The organism is Methanocella paludicola SANAE (genome assembly GCF_000011005.1).
GTDB lineage: Archaea > Halobacteriota > Methanocellia > Methanocellales > Methanocellaceae > Methanocella > Methanocella paludicola.
Genome location: NC_013665.1, coordinates 2,848,460 through 2,870,028, shown reverse-complemented (window position 1 = coordinate 2,870,028; position 21,569 = coordinate 2,848,460). Strand labels below are relative to the sequence as shown.

General features: G+C 60.7%; 22 protein-coding genes. 16 read left to right on the top strand and 6 right to left on the bottom strand.

From position 1 onward, the window contains the following. Positions 1 to 132: 132 nt before the first annotated feature. The 10 genes from MCP_RS14780 (at position 133) to trpA (ending at position 12,015) form a co-directional block, all read left to right on the top strand. Positions 133 to 1,041, top strand: coding sequence for an adenosylcobinamide amidohydrolase (locus MCP_RS14780; RefSeq protein ID WP_012901658.1), 909 nt, complete (start codon positions 133 to 135; stop codon positions 1,039 to 1,041). An 83-nt stretch (positions 1,042 to 1,124) separates the two neighbouring features. Further along, complete coding sequence (locus MCP_RS14775) at positions 1,125 to 1,739, top strand: TetR/AcrR family transcriptional regulator (RefSeq protein WP_012901657.1); 615 nt, start codon at positions 1,125 to 1,127, stop codon at positions 1,737 to 1,739. Positions 1,740 to 1,751: 12 nt separating this feature from the next. Continuing rightward, positions 1,752 to 5,405, top strand: coding sequence for an MMPL family transporter (locus MCP_RS14770; protein ID WP_012901656.1), 3,654 nt, complete (start codon positions 1,752 to 1,754; stop codon positions 5,403 to 5,405). Between the two features lie 118 nt (positions 5,406 to 5,523). Continuing rightward, positions 5,524 to 6,285, top strand: a complete 762-nt coding sequence (locus tag MCP_RS14765; protein ID WP_231845106.1) for an indole-3-glycerol-phosphate synthase — start codon at positions 5,524 to 5,526, stop codon at positions 6,283 to 6,285. Next, positions 6,286 to 7,767, top strand: a complete 1,482-nt coding sequence (gene trpE / locus MCP_RS14760; RefSeq protein WP_012901654.1) for an anthranilate synthase component I — start codon at positions 6,286 to 6,288, stop codon at positions 7,765 to 7,767. It begins immediately after the preceding gene. A 1-nt stretch (position 7,768) separates the two neighbouring features. After that, positions 7,769 to 8,338, top strand: a complete 570-nt coding sequence (locus tag MCP_RS14755; RefSeq protein WP_012901653.1) for an anthranilate synthase component II — start codon at positions 7,769 to 7,771, stop codon at positions 8,336 to 8,338. Next, the gene (trpD, locus tag MCP_RS14750; RefSeq protein ID WP_197525922.1) at positions 8,339 to 9,382 is read left to right on the top strand and encodes an anthranilate phosphoribosyltransferase; all 1,044 of its coding nucleotides are present in this window, start codon (positions 8,339 to 8,341) and stop codon (positions 9,380 to 9,382) included. Continuing rightward, positions 9,379 to 10,023, top strand: coding sequence for a phosphoribosylanthranilate isomerase (locus MCP_RS14745; protein WP_012901651.1), 645 nt, complete (start codon positions 9,379 to 9,381; stop codon positions 10,021 to 10,023). Before trpD ends, MCP_RS14745 begins: the two co-directional genes overlap by 4 nt. Further along, entirely contained in the window at positions 10,010 to 11,188 is a 1,179-nt protein-coding gene (gene trpB, locus MCP_RS14740; protein ID WP_012901650.1) for a tryptophan synthase subunit beta, read from the top strand. The genes MCP_RS14745 and trpB overlap by 14 nt, the downstream gene beginning before the upstream one ends. Next, positions 11,185 to 12,015 carry a tryptophan synthase subunit alpha gene (gene trpA / locus MCP_RS14735; RefSeq protein WP_012901649.1) on the top strand — a complete coding sequence of 277 codons (831 nt, stop codon included), beginning with the start codon at positions 11,185 to 11,187 and terminating at the stop codon, positions 12,013 to 12,015. Before trpB ends, trpA begins: the two co-directional genes overlap by 4 nt. On the opposite strand, the gene MCP_RS14730 is transcribed toward trpA, so the two are convergent. Continuing rightward, on the bottom strand, positions 11,990 to 12,427 hold the full coding sequence (locus MCP_RS14730; protein ID WP_012901648.1) for a hypothetical protein: 438 nt from the start codon (positions 12,425 to 12,427) through the stop codon (positions 11,990 to 11,992). The genes trpA and MCP_RS14730 overlap by 26 nt on opposite strands. A 207-nt stretch (positions 12,428 to 12,634) precedes the next feature. Between MCP_RS14730 and MCP_RS14725 the strand changes: the two genes are divergently transcribed. Together MCP_RS14725 and MCP_RS14720 are read left to right on the top strand one after the other, a co-directional pair. Next, positions 12,635 to 13,477, top strand: coding sequence for a winged helix-turn-helix transcriptional regulator (locus MCP_RS14725; RefSeq protein ID WP_128860098.1), 843 nt, complete (start codon positions 12,635 to 12,637; stop codon positions 13,475 to 13,477). 241 nt (positions 13,478 to 13,718) lie between these two features. Further along, positions 13,719 to 14,909: a bifunctional 5,6,7,8-tetrahydromethanopterin hydro-lyase/3-hexulose-6-phosphate synthase gene (locus MCP_RS14720; RefSeq protein ID WP_012901646.1), complete on the top strand. Its 1,191-nt coding sequence runs from the start codon at positions 13,719 to 13,721 to the stop codon at positions 14,907 to 14,909. A gap of 31 nt (positions 14,910 to 14,940) precedes the next feature. On the opposite strand, the gene MCP_RS14715 is transcribed toward MCP_RS14720, so the two are convergent. Next, positions 14,941 to 15,498, bottom strand: a complete 558-nt coding sequence (locus MCP_RS14715; RefSeq protein ID WP_012901645.1) for an NADPH-dependent FMN reductase — start codon at positions 15,496 to 15,498, stop codon at positions 14,941 to 14,943. 59 nt (positions 15,499 to 15,557) lie between these two features. Here MCP_RS14715 and tpiA point away from each other — a divergent pair, with 59 nt between their 5' ends. Further along, positions 15,558 to 16,214 (top strand): triose-phosphate isomerase, encoded by a 657-nt coding sequence (gene tpiA, locus MCP_RS14710; RefSeq protein WP_012901644.1) that lies wholly within the window; start codon positions 15,558 to 15,560, stop codon positions 16,212 to 16,214. 414 nt (positions 16,215 to 16,628) lie between these two features. On the opposite strand, the gene MCP_RS14705 is transcribed toward tpiA, so the two are convergent. Then, positions 16,629 to 17,105, bottom strand: coding sequence for a metal-dependent hydrolase (locus tag MCP_RS14705; protein WP_012901643.1), 477 nt, complete (start codon positions 17,103 to 17,105; stop codon positions 16,629 to 16,631). Between the two features lie 63 nt (positions 17,106 to 17,168). On the opposite strand from MCP_RS14705, the gene MCP_RS14700 reads away from it, so the two are divergent. Both MCP_RS14700 and MCP_RS14695 read left to right on the top strand, forming a co-directional pair. Further along, positions 17,169 to 17,939, top strand: a complete 771-nt coding sequence (locus tag MCP_RS14700; protein ID WP_012901642.1) for a hypothetical protein — start codon at positions 17,169 to 17,171, stop codon at positions 17,937 to 17,939. A gap of 23 nt (positions 17,940 to 17,962) precedes the next feature. Continuing rightward, a complete protein-coding gene (locus MCP_RS14695; protein WP_012901641.1) occupies positions 17,963 to 18,763 on the top strand; it encodes a class I fructose-bisphosphate aldolase in 801 nt (266 codons plus the stop codon). 26 nt (positions 18,764 to 18,789) lie between these two features. Here MCP_RS14695 and MCP_RS14690 read toward each other — a convergent pair whose 3' ends face one another. Continuing rightward, complete coding sequence (locus MCP_RS14690) at positions 18,790 to 19,698, bottom strand: CBS domain-containing protein (RefSeq protein WP_231845105.1); 909 nt, start codon at positions 19,696 to 19,698, stop codon at positions 18,790 to 18,792. A 243-nt stretch (positions 19,699 to 19,941) separates the two neighbouring features. Here MCP_RS14690 and MCP_RS14685 point away from each other — a divergent pair, with 243 nt between their 5' ends. Continuing rightward, positions 19,942 to 20,391, top strand: a complete 450-nt coding sequence (locus MCP_RS14685) for a pyridoxamine 5'-phosphate oxidase family protein (protein WP_012901639.1) — start codon at positions 19,942 to 19,944, stop codon at positions 20,389 to 20,391. A gap of 5 nt (positions 20,392 to 20,396) precedes the next feature. On the opposite strand, the gene MCP_RS14680 is transcribed toward MCP_RS14685, so the two are convergent. Both MCP_RS14680 and MCP_RS14675 read right to left on the bottom strand, forming a co-directional pair. Beyond that, positions 20,397 to 20,990 carry a CDP-alcohol phosphatidyltransferase family protein gene (locus tag MCP_RS14680; protein ID WP_012901638.1) on the bottom strand — a complete coding sequence of 198 codons (594 nt, stop codon included), beginning with the start codon at positions 20,988 to 20,990 and terminating at the stop codon, positions 20,397 to 20,399. An 11-nt stretch (positions 20,991 to 21,001) separates the two neighbouring features. Continuing rightward, positions 21,002 to 21,568, bottom strand: coding sequence for a flavodoxin family protein (locus MCP_RS14675; RefSeq protein WP_012901637.1), 567 nt, complete (start codon positions 21,566 to 21,568; stop codon positions 21,002 to 21,004). Between the last annotated feature and the right edge of the window lies 1 nt (position 21,569).

Here is a 21,569-nt window from a genome sequence, read left to right as displayed (position 1 = left end):
TAATTTGAGTTAAGTTAAATTTTCTTGATTAAGTATGCGCTCTCCATATAAATAATTACTCTCGACGGCGCGATTAACTATTTGAGGTCGGCCGTGATATAATGGCCTTTAGCGTTTCGAGGTGCGGCAGCTTTGAGGTACTACGTGAAGGATAAGACCCTGGTCGTAAAAGGCGACTTCGACGGCCTGAGCACCGGGATAAACGGCGGCCGCCGGAGGGTGAGCGCCATCCTCAACCACGAGGTCGGCAAGGACTTCGACCACGCGGACCCCGCCGCGTACATGGACGGAGTGGCCTCGAAGCTGGCCGTCGAATGCCCGTGCTTTTACTTTTTAACGGCGGTCTACATGGAGAATTTGTGCGTGGTGAGGGACCAGCAGGTGACCGCCTTCGTGACGGCGGGCGTGAGCAACCCGTGCCAGGTCCCCGGCACGGTCAACGTAATACTGGTGGTCCACGGCCGGATGTCCGAGGGCGCCCTGGCGAGCGCCGTAATAACAACGACCGAGGCCAAGGCGAAAGCCCTTTTCGAGATGGGGTTCGACTTCACGGGCACGACCACGGACGCCGTGGCCGTCCTGAGCGAGGAGCTCAAGACCGACGTCTGCGGCCCCGTCTTCTTCGAGTACTCGGGCACGGGCACGGACATCGGCCAGAGCATTTACCGGTGCGTGAAGAAGGGCGTCGAGGAGGGCATCAAGCGGCAGCACGCGCTAATAAATGGCAACCATCGGAGCCGCCTGTTCGTCTACGCCATCTCGGACGAGAAGGGCCCCTACTGGATCGAGTACCCGCGGGAGGAATGCGGCAAGGGCAGGTGCCCGTACTACCCGTGCCACTTCGAGGGCCAGGACTGCACGTATTGCTATTGCCCTCTCTATCCCTGCGAGGACCCGGAGCTGGGCGAGTGGATAAAAAGCAGGCGGGGCTACCCGGTGTGGACGTGCAAGGACTGCACTTTATTGCACAGGAAAAAGGCCGTGGATTACCTGGCCAGGCACCCCGACGCGACCACGGAAAAACTACGGTCCCTCCATTAAGCGCTTATTGTTCCGGGCAACCCTTAAATACTTAAAGCGATGTTAACTGACTTACTGTCAGTCAATACACCGTAGTGTTCATTATGCGCGTGACCAAGGACCCCGAAGTGAGGCGAAAGGAGCTCATCGACGCGGCGGAGGAGCTCTTCAGGGAAAACGGCTGCGAGGAAACGTCCGTGAGCGACATCGTCCGGAAGGTCGGCGTCGCCCAGGGGACGTTCTATTACTATTTCGAGTCGAAGGACGACATCCTGGATGCCGTCCTCGACCATTACCTGAAGGACCACATGGAGCCGACGGTGAAGCGCATTCTGGAGGACGTGACCCTCGACCCCCGGCAGAAGCTCCAGATTATCATCGACGAGACCCTCCGTTTCCAGATGGGCGAGAAGAAGATCATCGAGTTCCTGCACGCGGATAAGAACATGGTCTCCCACCAGAAGTACATGGTCAAGGTCCGGGACACCTTTGTCCCGCTGGTCACCCACCTGCTGGAGCAGGGCACAGAGGAGGGCATGTTCAATGTGCCCTATCCCAGGGAGACGGTCGAGCTGCTGCTGGTCATGTTCGCTTACCTCCACGACGCCGCCACGCTTTCGGCGCCGGGGGAGGACTACGACCGGAAGTTCAAGGCGGCCGAGGACATCGCGGTCAAGGTACTCGGCCTGAAGGAAAAGCGCATCACGATCAAAGTATAACGAGGCATCATCATGGTTTCCATTTTCAAGACGCTGGGCGAAATGATCACGAAGCACCCCTGGGCGTTCGTCGCCGTCTGGGTCATCGTGCTCCTCGTCTCGCTTCCGCTGGTTAGCGTTTTCACGAGTAACCTCCAGTACGATACCGAGAAGTTCGTGCCCAAGGACCTCGGCGCCTTCGTGGCGAAGGACAAGTACGACGAGCAGTTCCCCGGCGATTATAAGAACCAGATACTGGTCGTCGTCGGGTCCGATAATAAGACGGACGCCATGCGCTACATCGACGATCTGGACGGGCGGATTGCCGCAAACGCATCGATAAAGAACATCACGGACCGGTCCTCCATCTACAACATCCAGCGGGACGCGGTCGTCAACATGACGCCCGACCTGTACCATGAGCTGAACGACGCGTTCGATAACGTCAGCGACGGCAACCGGGAGCTGTATAACGCCACGGATACTGTGCGGGACAGCAGCAACGGCCTCTACTGGCTCTGGGATAACATCACCGGGGCCAACAGCGAGTTCTACAAGGCCCGCAAGACGATCGTCGACTCCAGCGCCCAGCTCTATGCGGCCCGGGACCAGATGGTCGCGGCGCACGGCGGCCTTTACCAGGTGAAGGGCGTCGCCGACCTGGAGTTCGGGATACCGCTGGCCTATGCGAACGCCTGGTCGCAGACCCGGACCGCGGACCCCTCGCTGAACGACACGCAGCTCGACGATGCCGCCCTCGGCTACGTGAATTCCAACGTCATACCCGGCATACCTGCCGACAGCCGCCCGCTGGCCCAGGGATACCTGGCGGACTTCGACGGCTACTGGCGCACCCAGGCCGCCATCTCCGACCCCGTCGCCAGGGCCCAGCATACCATCGACACCCGGGCGCAAACGTTCATTACTTCGAATGTCCCGGCCGGGCAGCAGCAACAGATGATGCTCGCCGTGCTGGGCTCGCTCAGCCTGGGCGCATATAACGACCCGGCACAGCTTCGCGCCGCCTGCGTGAACACGGTGGCCGGCATGCAAAGCATCGCCGACGAGTCCCAGAAGCAGCAGCTCTACGCAGCCTACGACCTGGGGCCGTCGCCGTCATCGGCCGCCATCGATAACCTGGTGCTGAGCGCGGCGTCGTCCTCCGGCGCCGACAGGAAGGCCATCGAGGACATTTATTACCTGGGCCGGAACCCTTCCAGCGGCGCTATCGGCAACTACCTGGTGGACAAGGCCGTCAAAGCACTGAAGGACTCCGACGAGGGCCGGAACATGACCGAGTCGGACCTCAAGAACGCGACCGACGTTATGCAGGACGCCTGGAACATGGGCCCCTCGGCGACGAAGCAGGACTTCGACAACTACGTCCTGACGAAGGCCGGCAAGGACCTCAACGCGACCGGGAAGGCGACCGTACGCGAGATCTTTAGCTGGGGCCCTGATCCGAACGATACCATCGTCAGCGCCTACGTGTTACGCGAGGCGGGCAAGGACATGAACGAGTCCGAGAACAGGACGCTCGCCGAGATCTACGCGCTGGGAAGGAACGCGAGCAACGAGACCATCAAGGGCTACATCATCTCAAAGACGCTCAGCGAGATGAACCTGACCTCGAACAACACGTACTTCCTGGCCCTGCTCGACCTCCCGGGGAACATGACGGATGAGGAATTAAAAACATTCGCCCGGGACTGGGAGATGTCGCACGGGTACGACGACCCGAAGATCCTCCCTGACTCGGTCGTCAGCAACCTGGCCGCGGGCAGTGTGACTTTATATGCGCTCACCACGAGCGACTTCGAGGAGTCCGAGAGCGCTCAGGCCTCGGTAGATGCGCTCAGGGCGCTGGTGGCGGAGATGCGCCAGGACCCGCGCTACGAGGGCATCCAGGCATACGTCACCGGAACGACGGCCATGTCCATGGACACGGAGTTCTCGGCCATGGACGACGTGAACAACATCGATAAGATCACCGTCATCCTGGTGCTCGTCATCCTCGGCCTTTACTTCCGCTCGTTCCTCACGCCGTTCGTCCCGCTACTCATCATCGGCGTGGCCGTCGTGGCCGCGTTCGGCTTCATGGGCATCATCAGCACGCAGATCGACGTGTTCTACCTGGTGATGACCTTCATGGGCGTCATCATGCTGGGAGCGGGCACCGACTACTGCGTGTTCATGCTGTCCAGGTACGCCGAGGAGCGCTCGAAGGGCGCGGAGATCAGGGCTTCGGTCGTATCGGCGGTGGAGCATGCCGGCAAGAGCATCGCCTCCAGCGGTACCACGGCCATGATCGGCTTCGGCTCCCTCATGCTCATCGACCAGGGCATCTTCCGGTCCATTGGCATCGGGACCGCCGTATGCGTGCTCTTCTCCATGCTCGTGGCGCTGACACTCGTGCCCGCAGTACTAACGCTCGCCGGAGACCGGCTCTTCTGGCCCCGGAAGCTCTACATGTCCGGGCCGACCATGACGGGCAGGCTCTGGCGCGGCATCACCCACCGGGTCCTGAAACACTCGAAGGCGATCTTCGTCATCGCGCTCCTGATCACCGTTCCGGCCGTCTATATCTTCTCGAACCTGCAGCTGGGTAACGACTTCGTCGACATGATGCCCGACAACATCGAGAGCAAGGCCGGCTACGATCTCCTGAACAGCGAGTTCGGGAGCGGCGCCCTGGAGAAGGGCATGATCGTGGCCACGCTGCCCGAAAGCCTCAAAGGCCCCGACGGGAATTATTCGGCGGAGGCCCTCGACCGGGTGGAGGACATGTCCGCATTGATGGCGTCCGTGCCCGGCATCGATAAGGTCTACTCCATGACCCGCCCGGAGGGCGTGACCATCGAGTACGATAACCTGTCAGCCTACAAGGGCGTCGAAAAGGAGTTCTACCAGAACTACATGGACAATAACACCGGCCTGGACGGGCGGACCACGCTCATATACGTGGCGTACGAAGGATCGCCGTTCTCCCAGGAGGCCCAGAGAGCTACCGAGGCCATCAAAGAAAAGATGAAGTCGTATGAGTCCGGGAACGCCGGCACGACGCTCCTGCTGGGCGGCAGCTCGGTGGGCGTCTACGAGTACCAGAAGCTGTGCACGGACAAGTACTCCATCGTCATCCCGGTGGTGCTGATCGGCATATTCCTCGTCCTCGTGGTGCTGCTCCGGTCCATATTCACCCCGGCCCGGCTGGTCATGACGCTCCTCATGAGCATCGCCTGGACGATGGCCGCGTTCATCCTGGTCTTCCAGGTCTGGCTGCAGGCCTCGGTGTACTGGATCCTGCCCATCATCCTGTTCTGCGTGCTCATGGGCCTGGGAGTGGACTACGATATCTTCCTGGTGACCCGGATACGGGAGGAGGTCTACAAGGGCCGCAGCGAGGAGGAGGCCATCGAGCAGGCCGTGGAGTCCACGGGCACGATCATCACGCTGTGCGGCGCCGTGATGGCCGCCGCCTTCGGGTCGATGATGATCTCGAGCACCGTCATGCTGAAGGAGTTCGGCTTCGTGCTATGTTTGGCCATCATCCTGGACGCGACGCTGATGCGCCTTGTGATCGTGCCGGCCATCATGGTCCTGCTCAAAAAGTACAACTGGTGGATGCCGTTCGTCAAGGACGAGCAGGCCCAGCTAGCCGTGATCCCCGAGATGCAGAAGCCCAAGTAAGCGTCGGGCCCTCGAGGCTCCCACGCTCCTTTTTTATTATCAATTTTCGTCAGCTGTGCGTAAAGTATAAATATGCGACACTATGTATGTTTTTATACATCAAAGTATAACTTTGTACATGGTGAAACGATTGAACTTCACGGACATCCTTCAGGCCTGTAAGCGCGATTACGTACCGTTCGAAGGCGATGCCCGCCCGGGCAGGCGGCCACTCAGCCTCGCCGATTTCATCGACAGGGCAGCGAAGGATGGACGCTGGCCGGTCATCGCCGAGATAAAGCCCGCCTCGCCCACCGCAGGGCGCCTGAGGCGCATAGACGATATCGAGCCCCTGGCACGCTCCTTTAAAGAAAACGGCGCATGCGGCATATCGGTATTGACAGAGCCCCGGTTCTTCGGGGGCTCCGTCGAGAGCCTGGAGAAGGCCCGGTGCGGCCTGCCCGTGCTGCGGAAAGACTTCCTCTTTCACCCCGCCCAGATCAAAGAGTCGTACGCCCTCGGCGCCGACAGCCTTCTTTTGATCTCCTCCTTCTTTTCCACGGACTCTCTCGCCGGCATGATCGCCGGGTCCAGGTCCTATGGCATGGAGCCCCTGGTGGAGGTGCACTCCGAGGGCGACATCGAGCGCGCGGAGTCCGCGGGCGCCTCGCTGTATGCCGTGAATAACCGGGACAAGGACACGCTCGAGGTCGACCTGGGGAGGACGGCAAGGCTGGCCCCGCTCATCGACGGCACCGTGGTCAGCGCGTCGGGCATCGAGACGGCCGGACAATTGGCGGAAGCGCTGAGCTATTGCGACGCGGCCCTCATCGGGGGAGCACTTATGAGGGCCCCGGACCCCGGAGAGGCCCTGCGCTCGCTCGTTTATGGGAGGCCCTAGATGCTCGAATACGGCCAGGGCCTGCTCAGCCCGGCCTCGATACGGGAGCGCCTCCGGAAGCCCGCGAAGGTGACGCCGGTCGTCGAGGCTCTCGACACTTCCGTCCCGCCCCTGGACGCGTACCTGCGCCTTAAAGGCCGCGAGGACCGCTCATTCCTGTTCGAGTCGGCAGAGACGGGCGGCAAGTCGGCCCGGTTCTCGTTCATCGGGGCCGGCGGCGAGCCCATAACAATCAAGGACGGCTCCATCCTCCTTAATGGCACGCCCGTATTTTATAACGGCGGCCCGGTGGCCTTCCTCAAGGACGTGATGGCCGGGTTCAGGCCCTCAAGGCCGGTATTCGTCGGCGAAAAGGCGCCCATGCCCGTCTTTTACGGGGGCCTGGCCGGCTACATCTCATACGACTTCATCCGGTACTTCGACGACGTGGGCTGCACAGCGTGCGACGACCTCGGGTGCCCCGACGCCGGGCTGGCCTTCGTGAAGGACCTGGCCGTGTACGACCACAGCCTGAAAAAGCTGTTGTTGATATCTAACGACTTTTCCGGGGATATCGAGGGGGCGAAGGCCCGCATAGCCCGCATGAGGCGGGCCCTGGGAAGCGGGGCGTCTGCCAGGCCGCCCCTGCCCGTGCCGGAAAAGCTCGAGCTGAGGTACCCCACTTCGAAAGAGCGCTACATGAGCATGGTGGAGCGGGCGAAGGAGTACATTCTGGACGGCGACGCGTTCCAGATCGTGCTCTCCCTCCGGGCGGAGGCCGAGGCCGACATCGACCCGGTGGCCCTGTACCAGGCCCTGAAGGAGATCAACCCCTCTCCATACATGTACTTCCTGGAGTACGGGGACACGGGGATCGTGGGCTCCAGCCCCGAGATCCTTGTCAAGGTGGAGGACAGGAAGGTCATCGTCCGTCCCATCGCCGGCACCCGAAAGCGGGGCAGGACCCCGGAGGAGGACCTGGCCATGGAGGCGGAAATGCTGTCCGACCCCAAGGAGCTCGCGGAGCACGTGATGCTCGTCGACCTGGGGAGGAACGACGTGGGCAAGGTCTCGAAGTTCGGGAGCGTCCGGGTGGACGACTACATGTCCGTGGAGAAGTACTCCCACGTCCAGCACATCGTGTCCAACGTGGTGGGCGATCTAAGAGATGATATGGACGCCGTTGACGTGCTCACGGCCACGTTCCCGGCCGGCACCGTGTCGGGCGCCCCCAAGACCAGGGCCATGCAAATAATCGAAGAGCTCGAGGGACGCAGGAGGGGCCTTTACGCGGGCTGCGTGGGGTACTTCTGCTTCAACTCGAACTCCGACCTGGCCATCGCCATCCGTACCATCCTCCTGAAGAACGGTAAGGCATACGTCCAGGCCGGCGCCGGCATCGTCATGGACTCCGTGCCGGAGAAGGAGCATTTAGAATCGATGAACAAAGGAGCCGCCATGCTCAATGCACTGGGTCGCTCCGTGAGAAGGAGTGGTAAATAGTATGAAAGTTCTGATCGTCGACAACGTCGACTCGTTCGTGTACAACCTGTACCAGTACGTGGGTGAGCTGGGCGGCGAGCCCGAGGTGGTCCCCAATACTATCACCGTGGACGAGGTGCTCGAGAGGGCGCCCGACCGCATCATCCTGAGCCCCGGCCCGGGCAAGCCCGAGGACTCCGGGAGCTGCGTGGATATAATTAAAAAGGTCGGGCCCAGCATCCCCATCATGGGCGTCTGCCTGGGCCACCAGGCCATCGGCATCGCCTTCGGCGGAGTCGTATCCCGGGCGTTCTCGCCCCTCCACGGCAAGTCCAGCAGCATCCGGCACGACGGCAAGGGCATCTACGCCGGCATCAGGGACTCCATCACCGCCGCACGATACCATTCGCTGACGGTCAAACAGCAGGGCCTTCCGGACTGCCTGATGATCACGGCGAAGAGCGATGACGGGGAGATCATGGGCATACGGCACCGGGAGTACCCCATCGAAGGCGTACAGTTCCACCCCGAGTCCATCCTCACGGACTACGGCAAGGTACTGCTTAAGAACTTTCTTTACAGGGGGATCTAAATGCAGGTGACCGCCCACGATATGGGCTACTTTATCGGGAGGCTGGTGGACGGGCACGACCTGCCACACGAGGAGGCCGAGGAGGCCATGCGCCACATCATGTCGGGCAGGGCTACTCAGTCCCAGATCGGGGGGTTCCTCACGGCCATGCGCATGAAGGGAGTCTCCGTGGAGGAAGTGACCGCGTTCGCCCGGGGTATGCGGGCGTTCGCCCACCATATAAAGCCTGCAGTGGGCCGGCCGCTCGTGGACATGTGCGGCACCGGGGGCGATGCCGTCAAGACCTTCAACATCAGCACCGCGGCCTCGTTCGTGGTGTCCGCAGCGGGCGTGCCCGTCGCCAAGCACGGGAACCGGTCCGTCACGTCGAAGTCGGGGAGCGCCGACGTACTCGAGGCCCTGGGCGCCCGGATCGACCTGGGGCCGGAGGCCGTGGAGCGCATGATCGAGGACATAGGTTTCGGGTTCATGTTCGCCCCCGTGTTCCACGGGGCGATGAGGCACGCCCTGGCCCCGAGGAAGGAGATCGGCATCCGGACCGTGTTCAACCTGCTCGGGCCCCTGACGAACCCGGCGTCGGCGCAGGCCCAGGTCATGGGCGTATACGACCGGGGCCTGGTCGCGCCCGCCGCTAAAGTGCTCGGGAATTTGGGCGTCGAAAGGGCGCTCGTGGTACACGGCGCCGGGGGCCTGGACGAGGCCTCCACTTTCGGGCCGACGTACGTTTGCGAGCTGAGAGACGGCTCGATAAGCCAGTACACGCTGACCCCGGAGAGCCTGGGCCTCAAAAGGGCGAGCGTGGAAGACCTCCGGGGAGGGGACGCGAAGGCCAACGCCGCCCTCACGCTCGAAATACTAAAAGGGGCCCGGGGGCCGAAGCTCGACATCGTGCTCCTCAACGCGGCGTGCGGCATTTACGTGGGCGGGGGCACGCTGACGCTGCAGGAGGCCCTGGACGTTGCCGCCGAAAAGGTCATCTCCGGAGCCGCATACGATAAGCTGATGGAATATATCGAACGTTCCCGCCCGGGGGCCTGCCCGTGAAGGTCAAGATCTGCGGCGTGCGCACTCCCGGGGATGCCCTTAAGTGCGTTGAGGCCGGCGCCGACGCCGTCGGTATGCTCCTGGCCCGGTCCCCCAGGCGCATCACCATAGAGCAGGCGAAGGCGATAGCGAAAACGCTGCCTCCCTCGGTCAGGCCGGTCATCGTGATGATGCCGTCCACTGTGGATGAGGCAGTGGAGGCGGCGCATGCCATTCAGCCCGGCGCTATCCAGCTCCAGGGCGATGAGCCGCCGGGGATGGTGGCGGAAATAAAGAGGGCGCTGCCCGGGACGTGCATCGTCAAGGCGATCCACGTGGGAGAGGGCCGCGAGCTGGAAAAGGCGATGGAGTACGAGAAGGTGGCCGATGCCATCCTGCTCGACACCATGTCCCCGAACCGCGGGGGCAGCGGCACCACGCACGACTGGAACATCTCTAAGTCGATCGTCGCATCCGTCAGGAAGCCCGTCATTCTTGCCGGGGGGCTCAACCCGGATAACGTTGCAGCCGCCGTCCGGGAGGTCGGGCCATACGCGGTGGACGTGGCGAGCGGCGTCGAGGGAGAGGGCCGGGTCAAGGACCTTGAGCTCGTGAAGGCGTTCATCGCGAACGCGAGGGAGGCGTCGAATGGCCATAAGTAGCCGGTACGGCGAGTACGGGGGCACCTACGTGCCCGAGATGCTGGTGCCCGCCCTGCAGGAAGTGGAGGCGGCCTACCTCAAGTTCAGTGACGACCCTTCGTTCAGGGGGGAGCTGGACGCATATCTGAAGGAGTACGTGGGCAGGCCCACGCCTCTCACGCCGGCGAAGAACATGAGCGCCAGGTACGGCTTCAGCATTTACCTGAAGCGGGAGGACCAGGCGTTCACCGGCGCCCACAAGATCAACAACACCATGGGACAGGCTCTTTTAGCGAAGCGGATGGGCAAGACGAGGCTCATCGCGGAGACGGGCGCCGGGCAGCACGGCGTGGCCACGGCCACCGCCGCCAGGGCGCTGGGGATGGAGTGCACCATCTACATGGGCGAGGTGGACATCGAGCGCCAGAAAATGAACGTGTTCCGCATGAGGCTCCTGGGGGCCGAGGTCGTCGCCGTCAGGAACGGCACCCGCACGCTCAAGGACGCCATCAGCGAGGCCATGCGCTCCTGGGTCACCTGCCTGGACGATACTCACTATTTGTTCGGCACGGCCTACGGCCCCCACCCCTACCCCGCCATCGTTAAGGACTTCCAGAGCGTCATCGGCCGGGAGGCCCGGGAGCAGATATTACGGAAGGAGGGCCGGCTCCCCGACGCGGTGGTGGCCTGCGTGGGAGGCGGGAGCAACGCCATCGGCATCTTCTCCGGGTTCCTTAACGATGAAGGCGTCCGGCTCGTCGGGGTCGAGGCGGGCGGATGCGGCATAGACACCAAAAAGCACGCGGCCCGGTTCCAGACGGGAAAGAAGGGCGTGCTCCACGGCTCATACACGTACGTCCTCCAGGACCGCTACGGCCAGATACTGGACACGCACAGCGTCTCGGCCGGGCTGGACTACGCGGCCGTGGGCCCCGAGCACGCGCTGCTCCGTGACATCGGCCGGGCTGAGTACGATTATGCGACGGATGCTGAAGCGCTCGACGCGTTCCAGGAGCTGGGCATGGTGGAGGGCATACTGCCGGCGCTCGAGTCTTCCCACGCCGTGGCCTGGGTCATGAAGAACAGGGCGAGTTTCCACAAGAACTCCATAGTGGTCATCAACCTCTCGGGCAGGGGAGATAAGGACGTGGAAACGGTGGCCAGGCACATGGGGGTGTCCCTGTGAGGCTCACGGAGAAGTTCGAGGAGTTAAAGAAAAGGGGAGAGGGCGCGCTCATCGCATATATTACGCTGGGCGACCCGTCGCCTGAAGAGTCGTTCATGCTGGCTCAGTCCCTCATCGACTCGGGCAGCGTGGACGTGCTCGAGCTTGGCGTCCCGTTCTCGGACCCCATCGCGGACGGCCCCGTGATACAGGCCGCCGTGGACAGGGCGCTGAAGGCGGGCATGAACACGGACCTGGCCTTCCGCTTAACGGGGCGGCTCGACAAAAAAGTGCCCGTCGTGTACCTCACGTACTACAACATCGTGCTCCAGCGCGGTGTAGAGAAATTCGCAAGGGACTGCAGGGATTCCGGCGTGAGCGGGCTCATCGTGGCCGACCTCCCGTTCGAGGAGAGCGGTTTTCTACGTAGAGCCTGCAGGGAGAGCGGCGTCGACTACATCCACATCGTCACGCCCAACACGCCAGCTGCCCGCATGCGCATGATACTCGAGGACGCCTCGGGATTCGTTTACCTGGTCTCCAGCATGGGCGTCACCGGCGCGCGGAGGGACCTGGCGGGGGGCCTGGCCGAAACCGTGGCCCGCGCGGTCGAGTGCTCGAACGGCACCCCCGTGGCCGTGGGGTTCGGGATCTCCGCGCCCGAGCACGTAAGGGGCGTCCTCAACATGGGCGCCGAAGGCGCCATCGTCGGGAGCGCCATCGTGGGCATGGCCGCAAAAGGGGCCGGAATGGCAGAGGTCCTGAAGTTCGTGGACGGGCTGAAGGCCGGCGCAAGGGCGCAGGCGACCTGTTGCGCTCCTTCTACCGGTCCTGATATAACGAAGTGACGGCTACGTACTGCAGCCCGCCGCCATGCTGCTGGGCGCGCGCTCTGTACTCCGAGCGAAGCTCCGCCATGTCGATGGTCTGGAACGTGTTACACTTCTTACAGGGAGACGCTACGTACAGGCAGCTCCGGATCTTCCAGGCCTTCACGGGCACCACGTAGGCATGGCCGCAGATCATGCACCTGTACTGCACGGGCACGAGCGCGTCGTCGTGCACCCCCAGGTTGATGTCATGGCTCGCCTTCTCGACCCGGTACCACTGGCACCCAGGCTTTGCAGGCCTCTCGGGCATTTCAGCCCCGATGTTCCTGGAGATCGTGTCCGTGGTCACCGTCTTGTCGATGACCGACCGGGCGTCCCCGGAGCATAGCCTGGCCAGCATGCGGCCCCACTGCCGAATAATATTTTTCATAATTTATAAAATTATAAGCAGGTTATTATGCTTGTCCTCACGATAAAACGGCTTGATATATATTTATTCGAATTATAATTGGTACATTAGTAATAACAATGGATAAATTTGGATTCTTTTCCAAGGCCTTGCCCAGCGTTTTATATAAATACTGCCGGTCAACTTGATAAGGCTTAAATATTGCCTTTTTTAAAGTATCTCGATTATATGGCCGGTAAAAGGGGTATCGTGCTTGCCGCCGCAGGCATATTGCTAGTCGCAGCGCTGGTTTTAGCCTACTATTCGCTCTTCGTCTGGCCCCACGACGCCAGGGTCGTGGACCCCGCCCCCAGCGGCCTACCGCCCGGCTCCATCGTCTACGAGGGAGGCTACGTCGTCATGCCCGCGAGCGAGGCGAACCTCACTCCCGAGCAGATGGCCCAGGCCGATACCGGCGGCGCCGACAGGGCCGTCTCATTCTGGGAGCTGCCGCTGTGGATCCAGTTATACGCCCTCCCGGGGCTCATCGTCGGCGTCATAGCCGCGGCCGCCGCGGGCGTGTTCGTGGTGCGCCGCTCACGAAAGATCGATAACGCAAATAAGCTCGGAGCGTACACATACATAACGGACAACCCGGGGTGCACCGCCCCCGAGGTGGCCAGGGGCAGGGGCTTGAACATTGGCACCGCGCGCTACCATATCCAGCGACTCCAAAACGAGGGCCGGATCGTCCTCCAGAAGATCGGCAAGTACACCCGGATCTTCGTGAACTCCCACACCTACAATGACCGGGAGAAGCTCATCGCCTCTCACCTGCGGAGCGATTCCAGCCGCAAGATCCTGGGCGCCATCATGGACACCCCCGGCATCAGCAACCAGAAGCTCTCGGACATGCTGGGCATGGAAAAAAGTTTAGTCTTCCGGTACATGCAGAAGCTCCTGGACGACGGCATCGTCACCTGCGAGTGGGAAGGCAAGAATAAGCTCTATTACATCAGCCAGGGCGCGAAGGAGCCGCTCATCCGGCTCATGCCCCGCAATTACCAGTGTCCGGGCCTCATGAAAGAATAAGCCTCACTAAACTCAATAAGAATGCACGAAGACCTTTTCAGCCTCAAAGCGACACAAAGCTGGCTCAAAGTCCTCAAAGACTTTTTAAAAGATCTATTAATGTCTTCGTGTCGCTTCAGGTCTGCTTCGAGTGGCTTCGTGGGTGAAAAAGTCTTCGTGCATTCTTATTATTCTTAGAGGGCCTTGATAACGCCAAAATTTATAACGTATCAGGGTATTAAGGCGTCATGAGGTAGGAATCGTGTATCTAGTCGGAGAAGCATTGATCGGCGAGGGCAACGAGGTCGCCCACATCGATCTGTTAGTCGGGGACAAGGCCGGCCCGGTCGGAATGGCCTTCGCCAATGGCATGACCAACATGTCAGCGGGGCACACGCCCCTGCTCGCGGTGGTCAGGCCCAACCTCATACCCAAGCCCGCGACGCTCATCGTGCCCAAAGTAACGGTCAAGAACCTGGAGCAGGCAGCCCAGATCTTCGGACCCGCCCAGGCGGCAGTCGCCAAGGCCGTGGCGGACGCCGTCGAGGAGGGCATCATCCCGAAGGACCAGGTCGAGAGCATCGTCATCATCGTCTCGGTTTTCGTTCACCCCGCGGCAAAGGACTACACCCGCATTTACAAGTACAACTACGGCGCAACCAGGCTGGCGCTGGTAAGGGCAATGGAGAGCTTCCCGCCCGTGGACAAGGTCACGTTCGAGAAGGACCGGGGCACCCACGCCATCATGGGCTACAAGATCATGCGGCTCTGGGACCCGCCGTACCTGCAGATCGCCATCGACGCCCCCGACCTGGGAGTCGTCGAGCGAGTATTAATGCAGGCCCCGAAGAACGACCACATCATTATCGAGGCCGGCACTCCGCTCATCAAGCGCTATGGCCTCGAGGTCATCAGCAAGATCAGGGCCATCAAGAAGGACGCCTTCATCGTGGCCGACCTGAAGACTTTAGATACGGGCAACCTGGAGGCCCGCATGGCGGCGGATGCCACGGCGGACGCGGTCGTGTGCTCGGGCCTGGCGCCACTGGAGACCATCGAGAAGTTCTGCGAGGAGGCCCGCAAGGTGGGCATCTACTCCATCATCGACATGCTCAACGTCGACAACCCCGCGAAGGTGGTCGAGGCGCTCAAGCACAAGCCGGACATCGTCGAGCTCCACAGAGGCATCGATACCGAGGGCCAGAAGGCGGAGCACGCCTGGGGGAACATCGCCGGAATTAAAAAGGCCGCGGGCGGCAAGAAGCTGCTCGTCGCGGTTGCAGGCGGCGTGAAGGTCGAGAACGTCGAGGTCGCCATGAAGGGCGGCGCGGACATACTCGTCGTGGGCAGGGCCATCACCAACGCAAAGGATATCGAGGGAGCCACCAGGGCGTTCCTCAGGGCCATGCACAAGGACGAGATCGACCAGTATAGAATAATGACGGACTTCTAAGCGGATGGCAGAAGGCCATCCCCCTTTCTATTTATCTCTTAAGGCGTCTCGTCCACGAGGCCAGGCTTTCCAGTAGCTCTTTTATCTTACGCCGTGTCTTTTCGTCGGTCACCCTTCCGTTCGCGTCCACCTTATCGGCGGCGAAGGGAACCATGATCTCAGGGCGGTTGACGGGATGCATGTTGATGTAGACGAACGTCTGCCTCAGGTGGTACTGCGCCCGGGCGCCGGCCAGCATGCCGATGGAGGCGCTCATGATGGCCACGGGCTTGTCGTCCCAGGAGTTATCGCCCGGGGGGCGGGAGGCCCAGTCGATGGCGTTCTTCAGGACGCCCGGCACCGAGTAGTTGTACTCGGGAGTAGCAATTAAAATGGCATCGGCCGCCTTGATCTTACTCTTGAACTCCTTCACTTTTGCCGGCATGTCATTATCCAGGTCCTGGTTGTAGGGCGGTATCCCTTCGAGGTCGAAGACCTCGAGCTCCACGTCCTCCGGCGATTCCTCCAGGGCGGCACGCAGTAGAGCCTTATTATACGACCCTTTCCGCAGGCTCCCCGCGACGCCGAGCACCTTCAGCTTTTTATCCATGATCGAATATAGCGTAGTAAATTATTATTATTGTAACTGCCGATATTATTTTGATATTCATGCAGAAGCCCATCATCATCCTCAATTATAAGACCTACCTGGAGAGCTCTGGAGATAAAGGCCGCCAGCTCACCTGGGACGCAAGGGACGTCATGCAGGAGACCGGCATACGCATCATCGTCTGCCCCCAGACGCCCGAGCTATTCCATCACAAAGGCTATGGCATAGAGGTCTTTGCGCAGCACGTCGACCCCATCGAGCCCGGCAGCCACACGGGACACGTCCTGCCGCAGTCGCTCCAGTTCTGCGGGGTCACCGGCTCGCTCATCAACCACTCTGAGGACCGCCGGCCCCTGGAGGAGATCAAGAAGTGCGTCGAAGTGCTCCGGAAGCACGGCATGACCTCCGTCGTGTGTGCCGAGAGCATCGAGAAGGTGAAGGAGGTCTCGCAGTTCAAGCCGGACTACGTCGCCATCGAGCCGCCGGAGCTCATCGGCAGCGGCATCCCTGTGTCGAAGGCCGACCCGGGCATCGTGCGGAACTCCGTAAAAGCGGTCACCGACCCGAACGTGAAGGTACTGTGCGGCGCCGGCATCTCGAAGGGCGAGGACGTGAAGGCGGCCCTGGAGCTGGGCACCGTCGGCGTGCTGCTGGCCTCGGGTGTCGTGAAGGCGAAGGACCCGAAGGCGGCGCTGCGGGACCTGGTCACCTATTAAAGCACCGATAGCGCCATTTTATTTTAAATTATTTATATAGACTGCCCGTTATGCCATCTCAGCGTGTTCCAACCACAGAGGCACCGAGTGCATGGGAGACGCACAGAGATTTTTTAAATAAGGAGGTCACTGAGTGCACGGAGGACGTGTTTATAACTATCCTGAGGCACAGAGTGAAAAGAGGCACTGGCGAGGATAAACCAGATAGTTGTTTATTGGCCAACCGTGCCTCAATTAACTCTGTGCCCCGCTCGAATTGGCATCAGCCAAAGGTAAGCCAATAAACCGGGCTCCGTGGTCTCTGTGACTCAAATTATAAAAAGTAAGCTCTGTGAAACTCCGTGGGCTCTGCGCCCCTGTGGTTAAGGACACGCCTAAGATGGCATAACGTAAAAAGAAAAACTCGGTACACTATTAGAAGACCCGGTAGTAGGCGAGCATCATGAGCCCGCCCGCGGCCATCAGGCCGTAGTTCAGCAGCGGGTTCGAGCCCTTGAACCATCGCAGCCCCCGCATCTTCTGGTCGAACGGCCCGAGCAGGGGCACGCCCATCTTCGTGAAGGAGTCCAGGACGACGTGGGAAAAGATGGCGCAGAAGGCGGCCAGCGCCGCGTAGTACGACAGCGGCCCCTCGTGCAGGACGTAATTGAACAGCGCGAAAGTGCCTGCGGTCACGATGACCACGGTGGTCAGGCTGTGCGTGATCCAGCACCTGTGAAAGATGCCCCAGAAGAACTTTTTATCCAAGTCCGGCTTCATGGACATGGCGGCCGCTATGCCCGCAGCGGTCACCGATAGCGCCAGCGTCTGGAGCGTGTCGCCCTTCGGCAGGAAGTACATGATGCCGAAGAACAATAGCATGGCCCCGCCAAAATGGCCCGGCCTGTTCATTTTCCATCCCCATATAAAATAGCGCTTGTAGTGCTTATCCTTTGTGCAGGGAAAATATTTAGCGTGCCGGAGCGAGTGGAACCCGTGCGCTTCAACCGGCCTTTCGACTTCAACAAAGGGCAGATGGACATCCTGGGCGGCTTCGTCTCGAAGTACTACGACTCCACCAGAGAGCGTATGCCCGTCCCGGGCGCCTGGCGCGCCATGGGCGGCGAGGAGCTGTGGAAGCACCTGGTGCGCATCATCGTGGCCATGGGCCGCTCCGCCCCATCTTATCGGCTCATCGAGTCCCCTGATTTCGACCTGCTGACGATCCGCTCCATGAAAGCCTTCCAGGAATGTAGCGGCCCCGATGCGCTGATAAAGCGGACACACTCGGCCTTAACGAAATATAACGTGCGATACTGCAGCCCCGGAAAGGAGACGTCCCTCAAGGCTCAGGCCATGGTGAACAACCTGAACGAGCCCGCCATCGTGAACGGCAACGAACTCGTGCTCATCAGGAACATGCGAAAAGCCCCGGACCCCCGCTTCTATCTCATGGACACGGTCCACGGCTACGGCATGAAGTCGGCAAGCGAATTTCTGACCGAAACGGGCTACTCGCAGGGCTACCTGGCCTTCGACTCCCGGCTAAAGCGTGCCTTCACGCTCCTGTTCAACAGGGACTTCGACCGGCGGATCAGCACGCCGCGGGACTACATGGACTTCGAGGCGGTCTTCAGAGAGGAGATATGCCCGGAGCTGGGCGTGAAGCCGTCCGAGCTCGATGCCATACTGTTCTGGAACTACGGGGACATCCTCAAGAGCCTCAAGCGCAGGCAAAATAAATAATATTAAAGAGCTAATATTATATTATGCTCGAACCTTCCCAGAAGTATATGTCCCGGTTATTCAAGGACGGAAGGGCCATGTTCCTGGCCTACGACCAGGGGCTGGAACACGGCCCCAAGGATTTTAACGATAAGAACTATAACCCCGAGTACATCATCGATATCGCGCTGAGGAACAAGTACACGGGGCTCATCTTCCACAAGGGCCTCGCCGAGAAGTATCGCGAGAACTACTCGGGCAGGGTGCCCCTCATCGTCAAGGTGAACGGCAAGGATAACATCGCGAAGGCGCAGGCCGAAGAGGCGCCCTATTCGCCGGTGGTCTGCTCCGTGGACTACGCCGTGAAGCTCGGCGCCGACGCCGTCGGATACACCCTCTACGTCGGCTCGCCCATCGAGGCGGAGGCGATGAAGGACTTCCGCGAGGTGCAGGAGAAGGCCCGGGACTATGGCCTGCCCGTGGTAGGCTGGATGTACCCGCGGGGCAAGTACGTGACGAACGATGTCGACCCCAATATCGTCGCCTACGGGGCCCGCGTGGGCCTGGAGCTAGGCTGCGACCTGCTAAAGGTCAAGTATACCGGCTCGAAGGAGACCTTCAAGAAGGTCACGGACATGGCCGGCAGGGCGAAAGTACTCTGCGCCGGGGGCCTTAAGTCGGACCTCAACGTGTTCCTCAAGCAGACCAGGGATATCCTGGACGTCGGAGCGGCCGGGGTGGCCGTGGGCCGCAATGTCTGGCAGAGCGACGACCCGGACAAGGTATCCAGAGCGCTGGAGAAGATCATCTTCGATAACAAGTCCGTCGAAGAAGCGCTAAAATAAGTAAGGCACCTTAAGGTGCCTCTTTTTCAATAAGTGGTCAGCCGGCTGATGACGTCCATCCGGGTGATCATGCCCTTAGGCTTGCCCTCGCCGGTAACGAGAAGGCGGCCGATCTTATTCTGGTTCATGACGGACACGGCCTCGTACATGGGCTTCTCCTGGTCGATGGAGATGACGTTCGGGGTCATGATCTCGGTCACCTTATCATCGGTCTTATCGCTCGAGATGGCCCGGCCGATGTCGGTATAGGTGACCATGCCCACGATGCTCCCGTCCTTCTCCACGGGCGCGCCGTGGATGTCGTGCTTCGCCAGCACCACGAGGGCGTCCTTCACCGTGGCCCCGGAGGGTATGGTGATGAGCCGGTGGTTGATGTAGTCCCGCACGGGCTTCTTGGGAAGCGAGATCATCTCGTTGATGCTGCACAGGATGACGCTGTTGATGTCGTCCCTGCCAACGACCTCTCCCCTTATGACGAGCTTGTTCACCGGGGTGGGGCCGACCTGGATGCTGTCGCCTATATTGAATACGCGGGCATCTCCCAGTATCTTTACGCTGGCCCGGCAGAGCTCGGGGTGGCGGACCGTGTTCAGGTCGATCTCGGCCACGTTGGCGTTCATGATCCGCTCGCCGTTCCGGTAGACGGCCACTTCGGCCTCCCTGTCCATGTGCGTCAGGTTCAGCGCCTGGTAGGCCGTGCTGGTGGCCTTGTATCCGCCCTTGGGCCCTGGCACGCCCTCCACCAGGCCCAGCGCCTTGAGCGACTGCATCTGGTTCCTGACCGTGCCGGGGTTCCGGTCGATCCGCTCGGAGATCTCCTCCCCTTTCACGGCCCGGCCCTTCTCCCGGAATAAGTTGATTAGCGCGGAAAGTATCTCCCGCTGTATTACCGTTAGCTCCACCATGACCATCACTAAAATCGATGAATCTATCATCCAAATTATATCTATAGGCCTATATGAGGCTTTTTGTCATTATTAATGTTTTTTCATTATATATTTTCTTATTTTTCTATGCCGGGGTGGCGAGGCGGACTTGCAGAACGGCGATTACTCCAGCTATTCCGCTCAATATGGCTTTAAACGTAGGCATATGGGGATATCTTGCTACTTATCAGTAAACATTATATATGTCAGGTGGGAAACACAACTCCTTGTAGAATAAAAACGGGCGGTAACATGATCAGCGATAAAGAACTCGAACGCCTTATCTCGGGATTCCTGAAGGCTCATGGCATGTGTGTGCTGGCGACGTGCTCCGGCAACGTGCCACGGGCGTCCGCTGTGGAGTATTTTCCTTCAGGCACCATCCTTTATATACTCACGGAGGGCGGCCAGAAACTCGCCAACATCTCCGCCAATCCCGTCGTCTCGGTGGCCATCCATACCCAGTTCACCGGCTGGGACAGCATCAAGGGCGTTCAGATCACCGGCACGGCCGAAATAGGCAAGGCCGGGTCTAAGATCTTCGATGAGGGCGTGGAGGCCTATAAAACTCGGCGGAGGCTCAAGGGCGTCAGCATTCCGGAGTTCATGAGCATCCTGAAAGTGACGCCTCAGAAAATAGAGTACCTCGACACTACTCTCAAGGCCCGGGGCCTCGGGGTAAGGCACGTACTGGAGTATTGAGCTTTTTACCGACTGATATATCGATCTATTTTTTGCATTAGTTTCTGTATGTTGCCCGAGGCCAGGGCCTGGGCCGAGGATACAAGGCAGAGCACAAATGCCGCAGCGAAGAACGCCGTGTCGAACGGCGCCTGGCACAGCAGGCCCGCGACCAATAGCGCCAGCCTTTCGGGCCGCCCGAACATTGCGGCGTTGGAGCTCAGGCCCTTCCTGTGGTTGTATACTCTTGCCCCAAGCAGGACGAACGATCCCAGCACGACCAGGAAGGCCGTAGCAGGTACGCCGCCGAGGACCGCCCCGACGACGAAAAACAACTCGGAAGCCCGGTCCGCAAAGCTGTCGAAGTACCGGCCGAACTCGGAGCCCATGCCGCAGGCACGGGCCAGGGAGCCGTCGAGGGCGTCCAGTGCGGCGCCCGCCAGGAAGACGAGGATAGCCCAGTGTAGCTCGCCGGATGCGGCGAGCAACCCCGAAACTATCGAGAGCAGCAGGCCGGCCGCCGTGACCATGTTCGGAGTCACGCCCGCGGACCCGAGCGCCCGGCAGAAGGGGCACATCAGTCGGTCCTTTTCGGGCTTGAGCGCGTACAGAAAGCTCATCTCTCGAATCCCTACCTCAGAAGCTCCTCGACGAACACCGCACATTTCTCATCGGCATCATCATACTCCAGAAGCTTCATGGCCGCCTTGATCTCGAGCGATGTATCGACCGAGGCCACGTCTTTCCGGACGATCGCCGGATCATCGCTCCCCAGGTCCGTGCCGCCCGTGCCGAACACTCCGAGCCTCGTGCCCTCGTCGGCCTTCAGCGTGCTCAGGTATGACCTGACCGAGCCGCTGGCGTTCCCCACGTACACGGGGCCGCCCGCGACGATGACGTCGTAGCCGGACGTCCTCCAGGCCCCGGCGCTCCTGATGCCGCACAGGTCCACCGCATATCCCTTAGCCTGCAGGTCGCCCGCTATTGTGGCCGCGGCGTCCTTCGCCCGGCCCGTGATGCCCGGATCATAAACTACCAGCGCCCTCCCCGACTCAGCCCCTGCCGGGCTCAGCGTCTCGTGGCCCGTGGCCGTATAGCTCATGCCGTCCATGAGCACGAACCCCATGGCCGCGAACGCCGCCAGCACGGCAAGCACCAGGATGGCCACTACAGCTACAACGATATCCTTCAATCTCATT

Coding starts and splice junctions, on each gene's coding strand:
- MCP_RS14755 (WP_012901653.1), top strand. CDS start 7,769: ATGAAAGTTCTGATCGTCGACAACGTCGACTCGTTCGTGTACAACCTG.
- MCP_RS14695 (WP_012901641.1), top strand. CDS start 17,963: ATGCTCGAACCTTCCCAGAAGTATATGTCCCGGTTATTCAAGGACGGA.
- MCP_RS14715 (WP_012901645.1), bottom strand. CDS start 15,498: ATGGATAAAAAGCTGAAGGTGCTCGGCGTCGCGGGGAGCCTGCGGAAA.
- trpB (WP_012901650.1), top strand. CDS start 10,010: ATGGCCATAAGTAGCCGGTACGGCGAGTACGGGGGCACCTACGTGCCC.
- MCP_RS14730 (WP_012901648.1), bottom strand. CDS start 12,427: ATGAAAAATATTATTCGGCAGTGGGGCCGCATGCTGGCCAGGCTATGC.
- MCP_RS14770 (WP_012901656.1), top strand. CDS start 1,752: ATGGTTTCCATTTTCAAGACGCTGGGCGAAATGATCACGAAGCACCCC.
- MCP_RS14705 (WP_012901643.1), bottom strand. CDS start 17,105: ATGAACAGGCCGGGCCATTTTGGCGGGGCCATGCTATTGTTCTTCGGC.
- MCP_RS14765 (WP_231845106.1), top strand. CDS start 5,524: ATGGTGAAACGATTGAACTTCACGGACATCCTTCAGGCCTGTAAGCGC.
- MCP_RS14725 (WP_128860098.1), top strand. CDS start 12,635: ATGGCCGGTAAAAGGGGTATCGTGCTTGCCGCCGCAGGCATATTGCTA.
- trpD (WP_197525922.1), top strand. CDS start 8,339: ATGCAGGTGACCGCCCACGATATGGGCTACTTTATCGGGAGGCTGGTG.
- MCP_RS14690 (WP_231845105.1), bottom strand. CDS start 19,698: ATGATAGATTCATCGATTTTAGTGATGGTCATGGTGGAGCTAACGGTA.
- MCP_RS14685 (WP_012901639.1), top strand. CDS start 19,942: ATGATCAGCGATAAAGAACTCGAACGCCTTATCTCGGGATTCCTGAAG.
- MCP_RS14775 (WP_012901657.1), top strand. CDS start 1,125: ATGCGCGTGACCAAGGACCCCGAAGTGAGGCGAAAGGAGCTCATCGAC.
- tpiA (WP_012901644.1), top strand. CDS start 15,558: ATGCAGAAGCCCATCATCATCCTCAATTATAAGACCTACCTGGAGAGC.
- MCP_RS14680 (WP_012901638.1), bottom strand. CDS start 20,990: ATGAGCTTTCTGTACGCGCTCAAGCCCGAAAAGGACCGACTGATGTGC.
- trpE (WP_012901654.1), top strand. CDS start 6,286: ATGCTCGAATACGGCCAGGGCCTGCTCAGCCCGGCCTCGATACGGGAG.
- MCP_RS14675 (WP_012901637.1), bottom strand. CDS start 21,568: ATGAGATTGAAGGATATCGTTGTAGCTGTAGTGGCCATCCTGGTGCTT.